The sequence below is a fragment of the Brevibacterium sp. CSND-B09 genome (genome assembly GCF_052906525.1).
In genome coordinates this window covers 1,598,795-1,615,831 of the sequence record NZ_JBREGI010000001.1, presented here as the reverse complement: position 1 = coordinate 1,615,831, position 17,037 = coordinate 1,598,795, and the positions used below count along the sequence as shown (strand labels likewise).

12 protein-coding genes are annotated in these 17,037 nt (G+C 65.2%); 5 read left to right on the top strand and 7 right to left on the bottom strand.

Annotated elements, in window-relative coordinates; translation table 11 throughout:
• Positions 1 to 113: 113 nt before the first annotated feature.
• Together ACU4IU_RS07325 and ACU4IU_RS07320 are read right to left on the bottom strand one after the other, a co-directional pair.
• A complete protein-coding gene (locus ACU4IU_RS07325; RefSeq protein WP_172172559.1) occupies positions 114 to 1,571 on the bottom strand; it encodes a lipase family protein in 1,458 nt (485 codons plus the stop codon).
• A gap of 304 nt (positions 1,572 to 1,875) precedes the next feature.
• Positions 1,876 to 2,604: a sulfite exporter TauE/SafE family protein gene (locus ACU4IU_RS07320; RefSeq protein ID WP_259358297.1), complete on the bottom strand. Its 729-nt coding sequence runs from the start codon at positions 2,602 to 2,604 to the stop codon at positions 1,876 to 1,878.
• Positions 2,605 to 2,915: 311 nt separating this feature from the next.
• On the opposite strand from ACU4IU_RS07320, the gene ACU4IU_RS07315 reads away from it, so the two are divergent.
• Positions 2,916 to 4,268, top strand: coding sequence for an Nramp family divalent metal transporter (locus tag ACU4IU_RS07315; RefSeq protein WP_446656310.1), 1,353 nt, complete (start codon positions 2,916 to 2,918; stop codon positions 4,266 to 4,268).
• Between the two features lie 128 nt (positions 4,269 to 4,396).
• Positions 4,397 to 5,566, top strand: a complete 1,170-nt coding sequence (locus tag ACU4IU_RS07310) for a sialidase family protein (protein WP_446656309.1) — start codon at positions 4,397 to 4,399, stop codon at positions 5,564 to 5,566.
• 31 nt (positions 5,567 to 5,597) lie between these two features.
• Here ACU4IU_RS07310 and ACU4IU_RS07305 read toward each other — a convergent pair whose 3' ends face one another.
• Both ACU4IU_RS07305 and pdxA read right to left on the bottom strand, forming a co-directional pair.
• Positions 5,598 to 6,383: a DeoR/GlpR family DNA-binding transcription regulator gene (locus ACU4IU_RS07305; protein WP_139469461.1), complete on the bottom strand. Its 786-nt coding sequence runs from the start codon at positions 6,381 to 6,383 to the stop codon at positions 5,598 to 5,600.
• A gap of 166 nt (positions 6,384 to 6,549) precedes the next feature.
• On the bottom strand, positions 6,550 to 9,015 hold the full coding sequence (gene pdxA, locus ACU4IU_RS07300) for a 4-hydroxythreonine-4-phosphate dehydrogenase PdxA (protein ID WP_446656308.1): 2,466 nt from the start codon (positions 9,013 to 9,015) through the stop codon (positions 6,550 to 6,552).
• A gap of 140 nt (positions 9,016 to 9,155) precedes the next feature.
• Between pdxA and ACU4IU_RS07295 the strand changes: the two genes are divergently transcribed.
• The 3 genes from ACU4IU_RS07295 to ACU4IU_RS07285 all read left to right on the top strand — a co-directional run bounded on the left by ACU4IU_RS07295 (position 9,156) and on the right by ACU4IU_RS07285 (position 12,502).
• Positions 9,156 to 10,136 (top strand): aldo/keto reductase, encoded by a 981-nt coding sequence (locus ACU4IU_RS07295; RefSeq protein ID WP_219922297.1) that lies wholly within the window; start codon positions 9,156 to 9,158, stop codon positions 10,134 to 10,136.
• Between the two features lie 104 nt (positions 10,137 to 10,240).
• Positions 10,241 to 11,134, top strand: coding sequence for a dihydrodipicolinate synthase family protein (locus ACU4IU_RS07290; RefSeq protein WP_446656307.1), 894 nt, complete (start codon positions 10,241 to 10,243; stop codon positions 11,132 to 11,134).
• 144 nt (positions 11,135 to 11,278) lie between these two features.
• On the top strand, positions 11,279 to 12,502 hold the full coding sequence (locus ACU4IU_RS07285; RefSeq protein WP_446656306.1) for an ATP-binding protein: 1,224 nt from the start codon (positions 11,279 to 11,281) through the stop codon (positions 12,500 to 12,502).
• 70 nt (positions 12,503 to 12,572) lie between these two features.
• Here the strand turns inward: ACU4IU_RS07285 and ACU4IU_RS07280 are convergent, their stop codons facing one another.
• The 3 genes from ACU4IU_RS07280 to ACU4IU_RS07270 form a co-directional block, all read right to left on the bottom strand.
• Positions 12,573 to 13,517: a phosphoglycerate dehydrogenase gene (locus ACU4IU_RS07280; protein ID WP_139469456.1), complete on the bottom strand. Its 945-nt coding sequence runs from the start codon at positions 13,515 to 13,517 to the stop codon at positions 12,573 to 12,575.
• Complete coding sequence (locus tag ACU4IU_RS07275) at positions 13,517 to 14,950, bottom strand: Nramp family divalent metal transporter (protein ID WP_180345656.1); 1,434 nt, start codon at positions 14,948 to 14,950, stop codon at positions 13,517 to 13,519. Before ACU4IU_RS07275 ends, ACU4IU_RS07280 begins: the two co-directional genes overlap by 1 nt.
• 444 nt (positions 14,951 to 15,394) lie before the next feature.
• Positions 15,395 to 16,825: a purine-cytosine permease family protein gene (locus ACU4IU_RS07270; RefSeq protein WP_259358307.1), complete on the bottom strand. Its 1,431-nt coding sequence runs from the start codon at positions 16,823 to 16,825 to the stop codon at positions 15,395 to 15,397.
• Positions 16,826 to 17,037: the final 212 nt, after the last annotated feature.

Genomic DNA, 17,037 nt, shown 5'->3' with positions numbered 1-17,037 from the left:
GCCCACCCCGTTCAGGGTGGACCGCCTCGGGCCTATGGGCTCCTCAACCGGGCGGGCCGCCTCGGTGGGGACAGATTCCCCAACTGGGCCGGCCGCCTCGGTGAGGTGGGAGGTCACAGCCTCCAGCAGCTGTCGAGCGGAGCCTTGCCCGCGAAGGTGCGGGTGGTGAAGGTCTCGATGCGCGGCAGCGCGGCGACGTAGCCGCCGACATGCGTGGGCCCGAGGTTGTCCTCGAACGCCACTTTGTGGCCGGCTCGGCACCACGTCGAGGCGAGTTCCTTGCCCTGATCGAACGAGATGACGTCGTCGAGGCGGCTGTGGTTGACCAGCAGCGGAACATCCGGAACCTCGGCCTTGCCCAACCGCTGCCGGTCAACGATGTCCGTGAAGTTCTCGTCGATGATGTCGGTGAATGACTCGCCGTTCTTCGTCAGCGACTTCCCATCCGTGAAGGCTGTCGAGAGCAGGGCCTCGACGGTGCACTTGTCCGCTGTTTCGGCCACCATCTTCTGCCCCTTCTCGTTGAGGAAGTCGCTTGTATCGATGTCGGCCTGCTCGGCGAACCCGACGACACCGTAGAGCGCGAATGCCGTGTAGACGCTCGAGAGTCCGGACACGGTCTTGTGCAGATCGACCGGCACCGCGCCGGCCGAAGCCGAGGCGATGTTGAGCTCGGGTGCCCACTCCTTCTGGAGTTCCAGGGCCGCCGTCGTGGCATGACCGCCCTGCGAGTAGCCGCGCAGCTGGAGTTTGGTGTCCTCGTCGATCTCGCTGCCATCGACCTGTTGGACGGCACGTGCCGCATCGAGGACCGACCGACCCTCTTCGACGCGATCGACGAAGTGGTGAGTGCCCTCGGTGCCGAGGCCCATGTAGTCGACGACGACGACTGGATGCTTCGCGGCCAGGGCTGAGGCGACGGAGATCCCCTCGTACTCGGTTCCCATGCCCAGCTGACGGCTGGGAGCGCACTTGTCGGCGATGCCCTGAGTGCCCGGCGAGATGACGACGGCATCGTCGGCATGGCCGCTCGCGCCGTTCGGAGTGAGCAGGGTGGCGGTCGCGGCTCGGGCCTGGCCCTTCTCATCAGTGGTCTTATACATGAAGACCGTCGACTTCGCGTCATGCTTGATGAGTTTCACCGGATCGAGGTAGAACTCCGAGTCGGCCTGCTTGAGCACTGTGCCGTCCTCGCTCGGCAGCGAGTCCGGGGTCTGATAGAAATCTCCGGGGACTCCTGATGCCGGCAGGTCTTCCTGCGCGGCTGCGTATTCGACGTCGGCGGGCGTGAGCTCGTCGGTCTTCTCGACGGCTTTCTTCGCCTGTTCGACGCTGATGCCCTCGGGGACTGATTCGCGGTCGAGTGTGCTCGGATCCTCTGCCGCACGGTCGTCGAGGAACTGTTCGGCCTCGGCATCGGTCTGCGGAACGAGTTCGGCGGCGTGGGCCGGCGCGGTGGTCGTGCACAACGTGAGTGCGAGGCCGACGACGGCTGCGGCGCTCAGGGCCTGGAGGCGACGACGGGGCCCGTGTGAGGAGGTGGTCGGCAGTGCTGTAGTTGGCGTGCTCATAGGCGGTGGTCCTGTTCTGCCATGTCTCTCGGCATTGAGAAGGTGCGGGACAGTAGTGTCGGTGCAGATCGCGGTGGAGTGCACCGTGACGGTGAGGTCAGTGTGGTGACGGGGTGCCGTCGGCCAGAGTGTTCACCGTTGGACGCCCTGATTGTGACGGGCACCACACACATTACTTGATAGTAGAACTGAGTGGTAGTTAAGTGGTTGATTCGGTCTGTTGCCTGGTCGGGGCGGGTGTTTCCGGGTCGGGTCTGGTCGTGCCGGGTCTGAGCTGGTCGGCGCTGGATCAGGTCGGATCTGATCAGGCGAGATGAGAGCGAACGACTTCGACGATGACGAGGAGCGCGCCGACGATCGAAGAGCCGACGGCGAGGCGGTAGAGGAGTCGGCGGTCGGCGCGTCGGATGACGAAGTTCGACAGCCACAGTCCGATGAGCATGAACGGCAGCAGGACCGCCGCCGCGATGAGGTGTCTGGTGCCGACTTCTCCGCCGATGGTCAGTCCCGTCAGAGACAGGATGCTGCCGAGGGTGAAGTAGGCGCTCATCGTCGAGCGCATCGATGACGGATCGAGCGAGCGCATGATGAGGCTGATCGGGGGTCCGCCGATGCTCGTGGCCGTGCCGAAGATCCCCGAGACCGACGACGCGAAGAACATATTGCGGTGCGAGGCCGCCGGTGACCAGCCGACCAGGCTGAATGCAGCGCCGGCGAGGACTGTGATCGCGAGCATCAGAGACAGTCCGGAATCCGGCAGCAGCACCACGGCGGCGGTGCCGATAGCGATGCCGGGCAGTCGTCCGAGGGCGCCCCAGCCGACGAGCTTCCAATCGACGTCCTGACGCTCACGGGCGAACGCCGTGAATGATGTGAGGGTGGCCAGCAGCAGAAGAGCGGACGGCAGGAGGTCGGGGCGCAGGAGCGCGAGCACCGGTGCGGTGATCATGCCGAGGCCGAATCCGATGGAGCCCTGCAGGCAGGCTGAACCCAGCACCACGATCCCGATGATCAGGTACTGGATGATCTCCATCGATTCCTCATTTCTCCGCTGTGGGCTCCACGGTCAGACATCTGCGGGCCTCCGGTCAGACGGCACTCGCCGCTCACGACAATGGCCGTGCGGCGCAGATTGCGCGTTTTAAGCACCTATTCTATGCGCAAACCGAACAGCTCACCATCTTCTTTGTGAAAACACTTGCGCACAACACGCATGAATGGGCTAGTCTTTACGAAGATCGCGCACGATGATGACGCGCCTCCACCGCTGCATCATTCGCCGGGCGATCACCCAGTTGTCCATCTACACATGGGAGTGCAGCCATGGCCGCCGACGTCCATAGCGTGAAACGCAGCTCTGTCTCTTCGATGCCCGCGCAGAATCCGCTGCCGCGCGGTCTCGGCCTCGTCACCTCGGTCGGCCCCGGCCTCGTGCTGGCCATGTCCTTCCTGGGCACCGGCGACCTCGTCAGCTCCTCGGTCTCGGGCGCCTCCTACGGGTATGCGCTGCTGTGGACGCTCATCCTCTCGCTCGTCGCCCGCACGTTCATCATCTCGTCCATCGCGAAGTACACGCTGATGAACAAGCACGGAGACACGCAGATCCTCGACGGATTCGCCCGCCTGTCGCCGGTGCTGCCGGGGATCATGGCCGCGGTCGTCCTCATCGCCGGCTTCATCACCCAGGCCACCTTCCTCCTCGCCGCTGCCGTCGGCCTCCACGAACTCACCGGCGGTGAGTGGGGAGGCTCCTGGGGCAGATTTTTCTGCGCGATCATCATCGTCGCTCTCACCCTGTCGCTGGTGATGCTGCGCAAGCAGTTCGTGGTCCTCGAGTACTTCGCCCGCTTCGCCTCGGTCGCGATGATCGTCGCGTTCGTCTACGCGCTCATCAAGATCGGCACCTTCGACATCGCTGGCTTCGTCCAGGGCATGGCCTTCGAAATCCCGAAGGAGCAGAACACCTCGGCATTCGCCCCCATCGTCATCGCCTCGGCGACCATCGGCACGATCGCCGGCAATATGCCCAACCTGCTCTATTCCGGGTTCATGCGCGACAAGGGCTGGGTCGGGCCGAAATACCGGAGGATTCAGCAGTTCGACCTCATCGCCGGCATGGCCCCGCTGCTCATCATCAACCTGCTGTTCTGGATCGTCGCCGCCGAATTCAGTGCCGCCCACCCCGGCTTCTCCATCGCCGACGAATTCGACCTCTCCCACATGCTCTCGGTCGCCGTCGGCCCGGTCGGCCCGTATCTGCTGTGGATGTGCATCTTCTTCGCCGCGATGACGAGCTTCCCACCGCAGTCGCGTGGCTTCTCCCAGCTGGCCATCAACGGCATCAACCACACCGTGCCGTCGATGCGGAAGTTCCTCGGCCGCGATGAGGAGAACCCCGCCTTCCGGTGGATCCAGGCGATCGTCTTCATCATCCTGCCTCTGGCCTCGACGATCCCCGGCGCCCCGGACCTCATCTCGCTCAACATCGTCGGCACCGCGATCTCCACCGTGCTCAGCCTCCCGATCATCGTCGTGTGCATCCTGCTGCTGACTTCGCGGAAGAAGCACATGCACTCGTACGCGGTGAACCGGAAATGGCAGACCGGACTGCTGCTTCTCCTCGGCATCATCGCCATCGTCGTCGGCGTCCAGATCGCCATGCAGATCCCCGCGATGTTCCAGACCGCGTTCGGATGATGAGTCCGGACCGTCGGTCCGGGGATCCCCTCGCCGAGGCGGCCCACGGCTGCCGTGCGAACGATCCCGTCGAGGCGACCCACTCTTACGTACCCTGATTTCACTGCCAAGACATGGAGGAGACACCCATGACACTGCTGTCCCAGCCCGCACTCGAACGAGTTCCCGCACCGTCGGCTGACGGCTGGCTCCGCTGCTTCGAGGACGACGGTTCCGCGGCCGCGGTGATCCCGACCGATCGGCGCTCGAACCACGCGCCGTCGATCCTGTCCCTGCCCGGCGGAGGACTCCTGGCCGCCTGGTTCGGCGGCAGCGATGAGGGCAACAAGGACATCGACATCCTCGTCTCCCGATTCGGCATCGATACGGGACGGTGGACCGCCTCGGCGGCGGTGACCCACGATGAGATCCGATCTGATCAGAACCCCGGTCTCTTCGCCTCCCCCGATGGGACGATCTGGCTCGTCTATACCTCCCAGCTGTCGCGCCAGTCCGGGGTCCCCGAGACCTTCAACCTCCAGCACACCTCCGTGGTCAAAGTGATCCGTTCGACCGACGACGGAGTGAGCTGGAGCGAACCGGAGACGCTCTTCGACCGGGAGGGGACGTTCTGCCGGCAGCCCATCCAGGTCCTTGAGGACGGGACGTGGGTGCACACTCAGTGGCTGTGCTTCGACGACGATTCGAAAAACGGCTCCGACCGACCGGTCGTCCAGATCTCCACGGATCAGGGATCGATCTGGAGACAGGTCGAGTTCCCCGATGCAGCCGGTCGGGTCCACCCGAACGTCGTCGAGCTCGAACCGGGACGCCTCGTCAGCCTCTTCCGCTCACGCTTCGCCGACTGGGTCTACCTCAGCCGATCCGACGACGGAGGAGAGACCTGGTCGGTTCCCGAGGCCACCGAGGTGCCGAATAACAATGCCGGTCTCAGCGCCTTCCGTCTGCCCTCGGGCATGCTCGCTCTCGTCTCGAACGAGCACCAGGTCGCCACGGAACCCGGCGAGGTGGTCTGGCCGTACGAACGGATGCGGATCGTCATCGCAGTGTCGAACGATGAGGGCCGCACCTGGCCGGTGCGTCGAGTCATCGAGCCCGGTGACGGGTTCTCCGGTGACGGCAACCTACGCAGCAATCGCCGTCAGGAGTATCCGCACGGCATCGTCGATGCCGACGGGCTCATCCACGTCGTCTACGCCTTCAGCTCCCGACGGGCGATCCGGCACGTCGTCTTCGACGAAGCGTGGATCTCCGGAGTCGAGGACCAGGTCCACACCGACTGCAAACTCTGGGGCTGAGCCCCCGGGGCTTCTATATGCTCGCGTGCCGTCAGTTGTGTACGGCATTGCCCATCTGGTCGACACGGACGACGGCGATTCCGCGCTCTTCGAACGGTGTGATCTGCGCCGGATCGGCCGAATCGTCGGTGACGAGCGTCCATCCGCTGCCGAGGTCGGCCCAGGCATGGAAGGGCCGCTGGCCGAGCTTCTCAGCGTGCGCGACGACGAAGACGTGGGTGGCGCGGCGGCTCATCAGTTCCTTGAGGCGGACCTGTTCGGGCAGGGCTTCGCACACACCGTCCTCAGCGTTGACGGCATCGGCGCCGAGGAAGGCGAAGTCGAACGTGAACTTCTCCAGCCCCGCCTCGGTGATGGGGCCGATGAAGCCCTGGCTGACGGGACGATATCTGCCGCCGAGAAGGGTGAACTCGACCCCCTCGAGATCAGCCATCTGCTGCAGCGATGTCAACCCGGTCGACACGACCGACAGCGGGGAAGTCTCGCGCAGTCCGCGCGCAACCTGCGCGGTTGTCGTGCCTGCGTCGAGGAGCACATGTGAGCCCGCCGGCACCTGCTTGGCACACCAGGAACCGATCGCGCGTTTGACCTCGGGGGCTTCGTGCGACCGTTCAGCCAGAGTGGTCTCCGCCTCGGTGGGCACAGCGATGACACCGCCGTAGGTGCGGGCCAATTCGCCGGAATCGGTGAGCTTCGCCAGGTCCCGGCGGATGGTCGACGCGGTGACTCCGAGCATCTCCGACAGAGTCTCGACACTCATCTCACCTTGGGTGCGCGCCAGCTGAAGGATCTCCTCGCGACGTTCGCCTGCGTTCATGTCTCTCCTGTCGGATTGCCGTTGATCGCCACTGTATCGCGGATTATCGCGCGAACCGCGCAGAACTCAGACAACGGTGACGCGCGGATCGCACCACTGCCTTGGCGCTGGCACGGTGTTCCGTTGTGCGGACCGCACCTCGCCTCCGCCGGATGACCTTCCGAACTCAGACGACGGCGAGAGCCGCAGCCTGACGCATCGCCTCGCTCATCGACTCGGTGTCGACCTTGCCGGTGCCGGCGATGTCGAACGCGGTGCCGTGATCGACGGAGGTGCGGATGACCGGCAGGCCGACGGTGATGTTGACGCCGGCATCGATGCCGAGGACCTTGATCGGTCCATGGCCCTGGTCGTGGTACATCGCGACGATGAGGTCGTAGTCGCCGCGGCCGGCGAGGAAGAAGGCGGTGTCGGCAGACAGGGGCCCGACGGCGTCGATGCCGTCGGCCTGCAGCTTCGTGATCGCCGGAGTGATCTTCTGCTCCTCTTCGCCGTAGCCGAAGAGCCCGTTCTCACCGGCGTGCGGGTTGATCGCGCACACCCCGATGTGCGGTCGTTCCAGTCCGGCCCGGACGAGTGCATCGTGGCCGCGGCGGACGGTGCGTTCGACGAGGCCGGGCTCGATCTTCGCCACGGCATCGATGAGTCCGATGTGGGTGGTCACGTGGATGACGCGCAGCTTGGGGGAGGAGAGCATCATCGAGACCTCCTCGGTGCCGGTGAGCGAGGCGAGCATCTCGGTGTGCCCGGGGTACTTGTGCCCGGCGGAGTGGAGGGCCTCCTTGTTGAGCGGCGCCGTGCAGATCGCCTGCACTTCACCGGACATGGCCAGCTGCGAGGCGCGTTCGATGTAGCGGAACGCGGCATCTCCAGCGACGGGGGAGAGTTCGCCCCAGGGCAGGTCGCCCGGAAGGAGGGCGAGGTCGATGACGTTGATGACTCCGGGCACGTGTTCGGCCTCGGCGGGGGAGTCGACGCGGCGGATCTCGACCGCGGTGCCGAGCACCTGCGCGGCCTGTTCGAGTCGCGCGGCATCGCCGATGACGACGGGCGCGGCGACGGCGAGCACCGAGGGGTCGAGGCAGGCGGCGATGCAGATCTCGGGGCCGACGCCGGCCCCGTCGCCCATGGTCACTGCGACAGTGGGAAGCGCGTTCATTGACTCTCCTTCGTGGTTCGCGACGGTGGCCGCGGTGGTCGTGGTGGGCTCACCGGTGGTCAGAGCCTCATGGATGAGGGTGAGGGAATCGGGTCCGCCCTGGCCGCCGGGCCGGGTGACGACGGCGGCAAGGTCGACATCGTCGGCAATGCTCGCCGAGGCGGTCCCGACCGTGGACAGCACCGCCCCCGGGTGGATTTCGCGGATCGCTTCGATCCGGTGCACGCCGAGGCGGTCGAACACGGCTCGTGCCGTCTCGCCGCCGGCGGCTGCGAGGGCGATGGGACCGAATCCGGACAGTGCACGGGTGGTGAGTTCGGCGAGGAGCCCCGGCAGCGGCCGAGGGTCGACGGATGCTCCCGTGTCGGTGAGTCGGACGACGAGGTGGGACTCGGCCAGCGCCGCGCGTACACGTACGGCGGAATCGTCGAGACGGCGCGGATCGTCGGCCCACGCGGCTACCTCTGTGGCGGGAAAGTCGAGCACACGAGTGTCCGAGTGGTCACGCAGGTGAGCGATCTGCGTCTCGATCCTCTCCGCTGCGGTGCCGAGCAGAGTGAGGACCCGTGTGGGCATGCGCGGAAATGATGAGGGCTCGGGCCGTTCAGCTGCAGCGTCACCCACATCGGCCAGGGCAGATGCGTCGCTTGGCGCAGGGAGTTCACGTCGTCGACGCTCGGCAAGGGTGCGCGCGAGTGCGGAAGTGCCGACGAGGATGGCCGAGGTCGCCTCGGCGAGAGCGACGATACGGGTGAGATCCTCCATCGTCTCGGCGTCGGCGGTGATGAGGCGCTCGCCGCCGAAGCCGACATTCGAGACGTCGACACTGGCTTCCGAACTGGCAGCGGTGTCGCGGCTGTCAGCGGCGTTGTCGAAGACGTCGGCAGCATCGGTGCTGGGGAGAGACCGCAGTTCGTCGAGACCCAAATGGCGGGCGGGGACGGGGCACAGATCCGAAAGCAACTCCGGTGCGCTGCCGTCCTCGAGGCTCCAGGCGCGGGTGCTGCTCAGCCGAATTCCGTTGTCGAAGGGCACTCCGCCGACGACCGTGCGGGCCTGCTGCGGAAGCGCCGGAGCGAAGATCACGGGGCCGCTCGCGTGGCCGACGGCCTCAGCGAGCGCGGCGCGGATGTTGCCGCGCAGCAGGGAATCGACCTTGATGAGTGTGGCGCGTGACGAGCCGAAGTCACGAAGCGCAGCCGAAGTGCGGGCGCCGGCCGACTCGGCCGGCAGATAACGGCAGTCGAGATCGACGACAAGGTTCCGGGGATCGGTGTGGGCCGCCTCGGTGAAGGGCCGATCGGATTCTGCGCCGGCGTTCGCCTCGGCGATGGAGTCATCTGAGCTGGTCGCGGACTCTGCACTCGACGGGGTGAGAACGATCGGGGTGCCCGGATCGAGCGTGGCGGCGACCTCGGCGGCGCCGCTGAGATCGTCGGCGATGACCAGGACACCGGATTCGCCTGCTGACATGGCACTCCTTTGCGTCCGGTCCGGCTGAACACCCTCTACACTGACATGTGTGCGCGGAATGCGCAAGCTGTTGCACGATCCACGCACAAATGGGAAGATCGGTGTATCGACGATCTGCCCCACTCAACGAGGAGACTCCCTTGACCACAGACTCGACCATCACGCTCGACGGAGTCTCCGTCCCCCTGTCCCGGCTGGTGCTCGGCACGATGACCTTCGGCGACACCGTGACCGAAGCGGCAGCGCACGAGGTCTTCGAAGCAGCCGTTGCGGCCGGGATCACCGGCATCGACACCGCCAACGGATATGCGAAGTCGACGACCGAGAGCCTGATCTCGCCGCTGGTGAAGAAGCACCGCGACCGGATCGTGCTCGCGACGAAGGCAGGAATGCCCCACGCCGACGCCGGCGAGCATTCGCCGCTGTCCGCAGCCGGCCTGCGCGCGAGCGTGGAAGGATCGCTGCGACGCCTCGACGTCGAATCGATCGACCTCTTCTATCTCCACCAGCCCGACCGTGCGGCCTCGCTCGACGAGACGCTCGAGACCATCGCCGCCCTGCGCGCCGAAGGCAAGATCACCGCGCTGGGCATCTCGAACTTCGCCGCCTGGCAGGCAGTCGACGTCATCGCCGCCGCCGAGCGCGCGGGCGCTCCAAGCCCCGTCGTGGCGCAGAACGTCTACAGCGTCCTGGCCCGCCGGATCGAGGACGAATGGCTCGAATGCGGACAGTCCCACGGCATCGCAACGATGGCCTACAACCCGCTGGCCGGGGGCCTGCTCGCCCGCCGCCCGTCGACCGACGGAACGGGGGACCGTTTCTCGGGATCCGTGCTGGCAGAGATGTACTCGCAGCGCTACCTCTCCGACTCCGTCCTCGCCTCGGTCGAGGCCTTTGCCGCCGTCGCCGACGATTCCGGGATCCCGCAGGCCGAGCTCGCCCTGCGCTGGGTCGCCGAGGCACCCGGAATCTCCGCCCTGCTGCTCGGAGCCAGCCGCGTCTCCCAGCTCGAGGGCAATATCGCCGCAATCGCCAAAGGCCCGCTGCCGGCCGATGTGCTCACCGCCGTCGATGACGCCACCGCCGCAATCCGCGGTTCCCAGCCGAAGTACAACCGCTGACTCACGAATCAAGAGCTGTCGGCAGAGCTGCCGGCCCGCATCCGTCTCCACCGATCTCGCAACCCTGCACAGGCTCGGCTGCACCAACCGTTCGAAGGGAAATCATGTCATCCATCTCAGGAATCCTCGCCGCTATCGCCACCCCGTTCGACGGGGATGAGAACCTCGTCGAGTCCGCTCTGCGAGCCCATGTCCGCCGTCAGCTCGACGCCGGCATCCATGGCATCTTCGCCCTCGGCACGAACGGTGAGTTCTACGCCCAGTCCGCCGATGAACGCGCCGAGGCCGCGCGGATCGTCATCGACGAGGTGGCCGGCGCCGTCCCCGTCGTCATCGGTGCCGGAGCCGCAACGACCCGGGAGACCATCGCGATCGCCGCCGATGCCGCTGCGGCCGGTGCCGACGCGCTGTCGATCATCACCCCGTACTTCGCGGCCGCCTCGCAGGTCGAGATCGAGAATCACTTCCGGGCCGTGGCCGACTCCGTCGACGTTCCGGTCATCGTCTACAACATTCCCGCACGCACCGGCAATGTCGTGGCACCGGCGACGCTCGAAAAGCTCGCAGCCGTGGACAACATCACCGCAGTCAAGGACTCGAGCGGGAACTTCGACACAATCCTGCAGTACCTCGAGCGCACCGATCGCGAGACCTTCGACGTCATCTCCGGCAATGACTCCCTCATTCTCTGGACCCTGCTGGCAGGAGGTGCCGGAGGGATCAGCGGCATCGCGAACATCTACCCGCAGACGATGGCCTCGATCTACGACCTGTTCGTCGCCGGCGACACCGATGCTGCGCGCACTGCACAGGACAGCATCCGCCCGATCCGCAACTGTCTCGCGCTCGGCAACCCGAACACCGTCGTCAAGGCAGCTGCGAACGAACGCGGATTCGGCCTCGGCCCGGCCAGGGCGCCGTTCAACGCGCTCTCGGATGAAGCGAAGAAGCAGGTCGCTGCGACAGTGGTCGCGGACGTGGAGCGCGGCCTGGCCTGAGACAGGCTGACCTGATCCGCCCGTTCCGTGGCGATTACAACCGCCAGAATCCTTCACTCAACAGATTGTGGCGATTATAATCGCCACCATGGGTCAGATCGACCTGTGCGGCGATTGTGATCGCCACAGTGAGGGGGTAGTGCGATGTCTATCGTCGACAGGCCGAAGTATCTCGAGAAGCTCGAATCGTTCATCGACGCTCCGGTCGTCAAAGTGCTCACCGGATTGCGCCGGTCCGGCAAATCGCGGCTCCTCGACCTCGTCGTCGAGCGGCTGATCGCGCGTGGCATCGACCCCGAACGCATCGTGCATCTCAACTTCGATTCCCTCGAACATGCGTCGTTGGCATCGGCTCAAGCGCTCAATGCGCACCTCAAGGATGTGCTCCCGAGCGAGGGCCGCACCTACGTCCTCCTCGATGAGATCCAAGAAGTCACCGAGTGGGAGCGCCTGGTCAATTCGCTTCTTGCCGAGGGGAGGACTGATCTCTACATCACTGGGTCGAACTCGCGACTGCTGTCCGGCGAACTCGCGACCTACATCGCCGGGCGGTACGTGACGATCGAAGTATGGCCACTGTCCTTCCGCGAATACCTGTCGTTCCGAGAGGCGTTCGCCGCCGACGACATGGGGGGCACAGATGCCGAGTTCACACGCTATCTGCGCCTCGGCGGATTCCCCGGTGTGCACATGCTGCCACTCGACGAGGTCGACGCTCGCTCGATGATCATGGACATCTATAGGTCCACGCTCGTCCGGGATGTGCTCGCGAGGAATCGGATCCGTGACGCTGATATGTTCGAACGCGTCGCCGCGTTCGCGATCGACAATGTCGGCAATCCGTTCTCCGCTCGACGTGTCGCCGACTTCATGAAGTCTCAGCGCCGGTCGATCGGCCATGAGACCGTGCTCAACTATCTGACGGCACTGTCCGAAGCCTTCGTGATCGCACGAGTTCCTCGGTTCGATCTGCACGGCAGGGCCATCCTCGCGACAGATGAGAAGCACTTCGTCGGCGATCATGGCATCGTCAATGCCCTGTTCGGCTACTCGGACCAGCGTCTGCCGGGAGTGCTGGAGAACATCGTGTGGATGGAGCTGCGTCGACGCGGCTACGAGGTCACCATCGGTCGGATCGGAACAGCCGAAGTCGATTTTGTGGCTCAGCGTGCCGACGAGGTCGTCTACATCCAGGTGGCCACGACGATCGCGACTGAGGATACCCGCCACCGAGAACATCGGCCGCTCGAAGCGATTGCGGACAACCATCCGAAATACCTGCTGACACTCGACCCTCTTGTCGGAGGAAACGTGAATGGAATCAAACATCGCAGACTCCCTGAGTTCCTGCTCGCCAACGAAATCTGAATCAGCGCTTGGACGCGCCGGAGCCGACAGCCGAGCCGGCAGAGGGGAACTGAGCTGATCGACGTATCGGTCAGGCGACGGGGAAGCGGGGCTCTTCGCCCTGCAGCACCCGGACGACGTCTTCGACGGCCCAGGTTCCCATGTTCGCGTTCGCAATATCCGAGTAGGCGCCGATGTGCGGGGTGGCGATGAGATTCGGCGCGGAGAGCAGCGGATCGTCCGCCGCCGGCGGTTCCGTGGCGAAGGCGTCCAGGGCGGCGAATGACAGCCGCCCGGACTCAAGAGCCGTGGCCAGAGCTGCCTCGTCGACGAGCCCGCCACGGGCCGCGTTGATGAGCCCGGCACCCTTGGGCATCGTGGCGAGAAGCTCGGCATCGAGCAGCGGCTCGTCGCCACCGGGCAGGTGGAGGGTGAGGAAATCGGACCCTGCGACCACCTCGGCGAGGTTCTGGGGCTCGGCCCCCGTCTCGGCGATGGCCTCATCGGGGACGTACGGATCGTATGCGGCGATGCTCAGGCCGAATCCTGCGGCACGCTTCGCGACCTCCCGCCCGATGCGGCCGAAGCCGAGGATGCCGAGGCGTTTGCCGCTCAGCTGCGAACCGAAGAATACGCCCCACTCGCCGGTGCGCAGCGAATCCTCGGCGGCGCGAATCCGGCGGGCGCCCATAATGAGGAGCCCGAGCGTGAGGTCGGCGACGGACTCGGCATTCGCTCCGGGAGTGTTGACGACCCTGACTCCGGCGGCAGCGGCGGCGTCCAGGTCGATGTTGTCGACTCCGGCTCCGTGCTTCGCGACGACCTTGAGGTCGGGACAGGCGGCGAGCACCTCGGCGTTGATCCGATCGAGACCGACGAGGACCGCCTCGGCGCCGGAGATCGTCTCGATGAGGTCGGACCCGGATTTGGGATGATTCTCGGTCCGGTAGTCGAGGTCGAGGCCGAGCTCGTCTGCGCGAGCGCGAGGGGTATTCGACTGCTTGCCGAAAGACGGGGTGAGGACGGTGAGGCGCATCAGGCTCCGATCTCGATTCCGAAGGTCTCGAACACGGTGTAGATGCCCAGCAGGCCGATCGCCAGGGAGGCGAAGACGAGCATCACCGTGAAGAAGTGGTTGGACTTGAACTCGGCCGGCACCTCTCGGGAGCGAAGGTACCAGACGGCGATGACGACGGCGACGAGGAAGACGCCGCTGGCCACACCGCCGATCTGGACCATGATCACCGGGGACTGGATGATGAGGTAGCTCAGTGCCCAGATGATCGGGAAGACCACGGTGAGCACACGGATGATGCGGCCACGGGTGAGGGTGTTCTCCCATTCGAAGAGGCCGAGGATGGACACCGTGTTCGTCCACAGCCGGGGCACGCTCGCGGTCGAGGCGATGAAGGTCGAGAAGAGGACGGCGAAGGCGCCGATGAGGAAGATCCAGTGTCCGGCTTCACCCATCGTCGAGGAGTACATCGACGACAGCGTGGTGATCATGTCGTTGCCCTCGGGCACGAGGTTCTGCGGGTGGAGGATGGCCGCGCCGATGACGTAGAAGGACATCGTGCACACGGTCGAGACGATCCAGGAGACGAGCACGTCCGTGCGCATCACCGAGATCCAGCCGCGGGCGCGGCGGGCGCGTTCCGCGGTGCCGTCGTTCGGACCGGTGTAGCGGGCGTAGCCCTTTTCGAGGCACCAGTAGGTGTATGTCGTCATCTCGTCGGCGCCGACGCCGGTGATGCCGAACATCGCGACCGCGAAGCCCAGGGTGCCGGCGGGAATGGCGAAGGTCAGTCCACTCATGACGTCCGCCGAGGTGTAGGCGAAGTCGGTGAAGGGCAGCGATACTGCGAGTCCGACGGTGGAGACCGTGAAGATGATGACCGCGCCGACGGAGAACTTCTCGACGATGCTGTACCTGTTCGTCACGAGCAGGGCGATGACGACCGCAAGCGAGACGACCGTCCAGAAGACGAGAGACGGAGTCGAGAGCGGCTCGCCGAAGACGGGCAGCATGATGCTCAGTGCAGCGACGGCACCGCCGATGATGCCGCCGCGCTGGAGGACCTTCGCGAAGTCCATGAGGATCCACAGCAGGTTGATCCACCCGGCACGCCCGATGAGGCGGGGACCGACGTGGCCGTAGCCTTCGAGCGCGGGCTTGCCGGAGAGGATGGTCCACTGTGCGAGCTCGAGCTGGACCCAGACCTTGACCGCGGTGGAGATGATGACGAGCCAGAGGAGGACGAATCCGGCTTTGGCCCCGAGCGCCGTGGTGGTGATGAGTTCGCCGGAGCCGATGACCGCGGCCGAGATGACAAGACCGGGACCGAGGTACTTGAGCTTGCCCGCAAAGGTCGTGGGCGGTTCGAGCACGTCCTTGGGGTCGAGATGGTAGGGGTCGACGGCGGCGTCGGCGCCTGCGCGGTCGTCCCGGTCGATGTTCTGCGCGGTCATACTCGGCTTCCTTGCACGAAGGTGGATCTGTCCAGTGATCGTGCCGGTGTCTCGGGGCGAATCGAAGGACGACGGCCCGGTCGGCACGGCTCATGCAAGTGTGCCATCAAATGCGTGATTTGCGCAACAATAGTGCATGAACTGCGCAGAAGGGGTGGGTTTGACGATGATCGATTGCTCGTTGTGAGCGTGAAGTGGCGATCTGATTGGGGAGAGCTTTCGGCGACTGATCTGCCGCGCTGCGGGAACCGTTGATGTCCCCTGCGGGTGGACCCACCCTGATTTTCATGCAGGTTTCGAGGTGGATCCACCCACAGGGGACACGACGACGGCCGCCGGTCGGCAGCGAAGCACGCTGCCGGCCGACGGCCGTTGGAGGAGCCGAACCACCCCGCCGAGGTCAGCTGCCCGGGATGGGCAGGGCCGCCTCGGTGAGGGTGGGGCTCACTTGCGCTCGAGTTCCTCGAGGCTGGGGTAGATCGTCTCCTTCGGGGCGACTCCGTGGTTGCGGATGAGCACGAAGTAGAGGACGAAGGTGACGACGATGCCCACGAGCCACGAGATGTCCGCGCCGCCGAGTTTGGCGACCAGCGGTCCGGTGTAGAAGGACTGAGCGAGGAATGGGATCTGGATGACGACGCCGATGCCGTAGGCGAGAAGCGCGCGCCAGTTCCAGTTGCCGTAGCGACCATGACGGTCGTAGAAGGCTGGGATGTCGAAGCGGTCCTTCGAGATGAGGTAGTAGTCGGTGAGGTTGATGACGCTCCAGGGCGTGAACACCATGAGCAGCGCGAGCACGAAGTTCTTGAAGTTCGCGAGGAAGTCCGCCGAGGCCAGGAGCGCCACAAGCACGGTGAGGGTGACGATGCCGATGACGAAGACCGCGCGGGTCCAGCGACGGATCGTCGCCTTGTTGCCGAAGGAGGTGAGGATCGTCAGCGTGCACATGAACGCACCGTAGGCGTTGAGCGTGTTGACGGTGAGCTTGCCCAGCAGGATGACGATGAAGATGAGGAGCGCGAAGACGCCACCGCCGACGATGTCACCGACGTAGGCGACCTGGTTCTCGACGAATTCGTTGCCGGATTCCGTCATGGCGGCGGCCCCGATGAGCGCGCCGAGGGTCATCGACCACTGCGATCCGATGACCGATCCGCCGAAGGTGAACCAGAAGGTCTTCGACGACGGGGTCGACCGCGGCAGGTATCGCGAATAGTCGGCGACGTAGGGGCCGTAGGTCAGCTGCCAGCCCACGGACAGGGCGATCGCGGAGAGGAAGGCGGGGAAGGCGAACGATGAACCCGAGATCAGTCCGGGAACGTCGACCTGGGTGATGACGCAGTAGGTGATGAAGAGGAACCCGAGCAGACCCGTCACCGAGGAGATCCGACCGAGCACATGGATGTACTTGTATCCCAGCAGGGCCACCAGGGCGGTGAGCGCGCCGAAGATGACGATGCCGATCCACGGAGTCTGCACGCCGATGATGAGGTTGACTGCCTGACCGGACAGGACCGCGCCGGTCGAGGCGAAGCCGATGTACATGAGCACGACGAGCACGAGCGGGATGATCGCACCGATGATGCCGAACTGAGCACGCGAGGAGATCATCTGCGGCAGACCCAGCTGCGGACCTTGCGCCGAGTGCAGCGCCATGACGATTCCGCCGATGATGTTGCCGATGAGCAGGCCGATGATGGCCCAGAGCGCGTCGGCACCGAAGACGACGGCCAGAGCCCCGTCGACGATCGCAGTGATCTGAGTGTTGGCGCCGAACCACAGAGTGAACTGGGAACGTGGCGTTCCGTGACGCTCCGCGTCAGGCACCATCTCGATGGACCGCTTCTCGATCCCCGAATTGGTCGTACTAGCCATGATTGTCTCCTTTGAACTGATGGACCTGGTTCAGTGTGGCACCACTGCACAACACCCGACGAGGTCCAGATCACACTTTCTGTCCGAAATATCGGAAAATCTCGCCGAGGCGGCCCGGAACGTCCGGACAGCGGAGCGGGGGTCCGAGGAGCGACCGACTCGCCCTCAGATACCGTGCCGATCGTAGACTCCGACACGTTTCGGTGGCGTTT